The organism is Streptomyces flavofungini (assembly GCF_041028215.1).
Classification (GTDB): domain Bacteria; phylum Actinomycetota; class Actinomycetes; order Streptomycetales; family Streptomycetaceae; genus Streptomyces; species Streptomyces flavofungini_B.
Genome location: NZ_JASKYR010000980.1, coordinates 1 through 2,638, shown reverse-complemented (window position 1 = coordinate 2,638; position 2,638 = coordinate 1). Strand labels below are relative to the sequence as shown.

The following is a 2,638-nucleotide window of genomic DNA, read 5'->3' as shown; positions in this document are numbered from 1 at the left end:
GTCGGGGCGTAAGCCTCGTACGGCCGCGGAGGAGTTGCTGTGTGAGCTGTTCGCCGACATCCTCGGGTTGCCGGAGGTCGGCGTCGACGACAGCTTCTTCGACCTCGGCGGCAACTCCCTCCTGGCGATCCGCCTGGTCAGCCGCCTGCGCTCAGCGCTGGGCGCGGAGATCGACATGCGGGCCGTCTTCGAGGCACCGAACCCGGCGGAACTCGCGGCCCGGTTCACGGGGACGAAGTCCGACCGGCCCCCGCTGACGGCAGGTAGCCGCCCCGGCCTGCTGCCGCTCTCCTTCTCCCAGCTCAGGTTCTGGTTCCAGGGCGAACTGGCCGCCGCCGACGACAGCCATGCGATCACCACCGCCCTGCGTCTCTCCGGCAGGCCGGACGTACCGGCGCTGCGGGCGGCGCTCCGGGACGTGGTCGTACGCCACGAGAGCCTCCGCACGGTCTTCCCCGTGACGGACGGACAACCGCGGCAGCGGGTCCTGGACGCCGCCGGTCTCCCCTTCGACCTGGCCGTGCGGCAGATCACGCCCGATGACCTCCCGGCGGCGGTGGCCGGGGCGTCCAGCACTCCCTTCGCGCTCGACCACGAGCTGCCGCTGCGGGCGGTGCTGTTCTCCATGGGCCCGGACGACCACGCGCTGGTCGTCACGGTGCATCACATCGCCTTCGACGGCTGGTCGGCGGCGCCGTTCGTACGGGATGTGTCCACGGCGTACGAGGCCCGCCTCGCGGGACACGCGCCGCGCTGGGACGCACTGCCCGTGCAGTACGCCGACTTCGCCCTCTGGCAGCGCGACCTCCTGGGCGACCCCGAAGCGGCCGACAGCGTCTTCGCCGCCCAGCTCGCCCACTGGAAGAAGACGCTCGCCGGAGCCCCCGGGGAACTGTCGCTGCCCGCCGACCGGCCCCGCCCCGCCGTCGCCTCGCACCGGGCCGGAGCCGTCAGGGTGCGCCTCGACACGCGGACCCGCCGCCGGCTGAGCGAACTGGCGCGCAAGGAGGGGGCGAGCCTGTTCATGGTGCTGCACGCGGGTCTCGCCGCCCTGCTGACCCGCTGGGGCGCGGGGACGGACGTCACCGTGGGCAGCCCGGTGGCGGGCCGTACCGACTCCGCCATGGACGATCTCGTCGGCTGCTTCCTCAACACGGTGGTCGTCCGCACCGACACGGCGGGCTCGCCCGGTCTCGACGTGCTGACGGGGCGGGTACGGGACGCGGTGCTGTCCGCCATGGAGCATCAGGACGTGCCCTTCGAGCGCGTCGTCGACGCGGTCAGCCCGGCGCGGTCCGCCGCACGGCACCCGCTCTTCCAGGTGATGCTCAGCCTCCAGAACAACGCGGAGGCCGCAGCCGCGCTCCCGGGCCTCGCCGTGACGGCCCTGACCGACGGCAGCTACCCGACCACCGCCTTCGACCTGCTCTTCGACCTCGGTGAAGTGGAGGGGCGGCTGGAAGGCCGGCTCGTCTACGCCGAGGACCTGTTCGACCGGAGTACGGCCACCCGCCTCGCCCGGCACTTCGAGAGGTTCCTCGCGCGGGCGGCCCAGGAGCCCGCACGTTCCGTCGCCGGGATCGATCTCCTGCCCGAGGACGAGCGGCACGCGGTCCTGCACGAGTGGAACGGCACGGCGCGGACGACGGCCGTGGACCTGGCGCCGCGGGGCTTCGAGCGGCAGGCCGCGAAGACGCCCGACCGCACCGCGGTGGTGTGCGGGGGCACCGCGCTCACCTACGCCGGACTCAACACGCGGGCCAACCGCCTCGCGCGCGCACTCCTCGCCCGGGGGGCCGGGCCCGGCCGCCTCGTCGCCGTGGCCATGGCACGCTCCGTCGACCTGCTCGTCGCCCTGCTCGCCGTGCACAAGGCCGGAGCCGCTTACCTGCCGGTCGACCCCGGACATCCGAGGGAGCGGATCGCCATGGTCCTCGCGGACGCCGCGCCCGCGCTGGTGCTCTGCGACCTCGCCACGCGCGGCGAGACCGGGGAAGCGGGCTGGATCGCGCTCGACGATCCGCACGTCGTCGCCGACCTGGCCGAGCGGCCGGGGGACGACCTCGTCGAGGCGGAGTCGCGCGGCGCGGTCCTGCCGGACGACACGGCGTACGTGATCTACACATCGGGTTCGACGGGCCGCCCGAAGGGGGTCGCGGTCACCCACGCGAACCTCGCGGGCCTGCTGGACGCCATGCGCGACCACCTGCCGCTGGGGGCGGCCGACCGGCTGCTTGCGGTGACCACGGTCTCCTTCGACATCGCGCACCTCGAACTGCTGCTGCCCCTGCGGGACGGCGCGTGCGTGGTGATCGCGGCCGAGGAGGCGACCGGTGACCCGTTCGCGCTGGCCGACCTGATCCGAGAGCACTCGGTCACGGCCATGCAGGCGACGCCCTCACTGTGGGCCCCCCTCGTCGAGAACGTCCCGGAGGCGCTCCGCGGGCTCCGGGTCCTGGCCGGGGGCGAGGCCCTGCCGGGCAGGCTCGCCCGTGAACTGGGCGCACTGGCCGCCGAGGTCACCAATGTCTACGGCCCCACCGAGACGACCATCTGGTCCCTCGCCGCCCGCATCGACGCGGACAACGCACAGCACCCGCCYATCGGCCGTCCGCTGGCKAACGGGCGGGTGTATGTG

At 73.8% G+C, this 2,638-nt stretch carries 1 protein-coding gene; it reads left to right on the top strand.

The window, feature by feature from the left end; all coding sequences use genetic code 11:
* A partial coding sequence (locus AB8Z36_RS37375; protein ID WP_369217830.1) for a non-ribosomal peptide synthetase occupies positions 1-2,638 on the top strand: 2,638 nt, incomplete at both ends.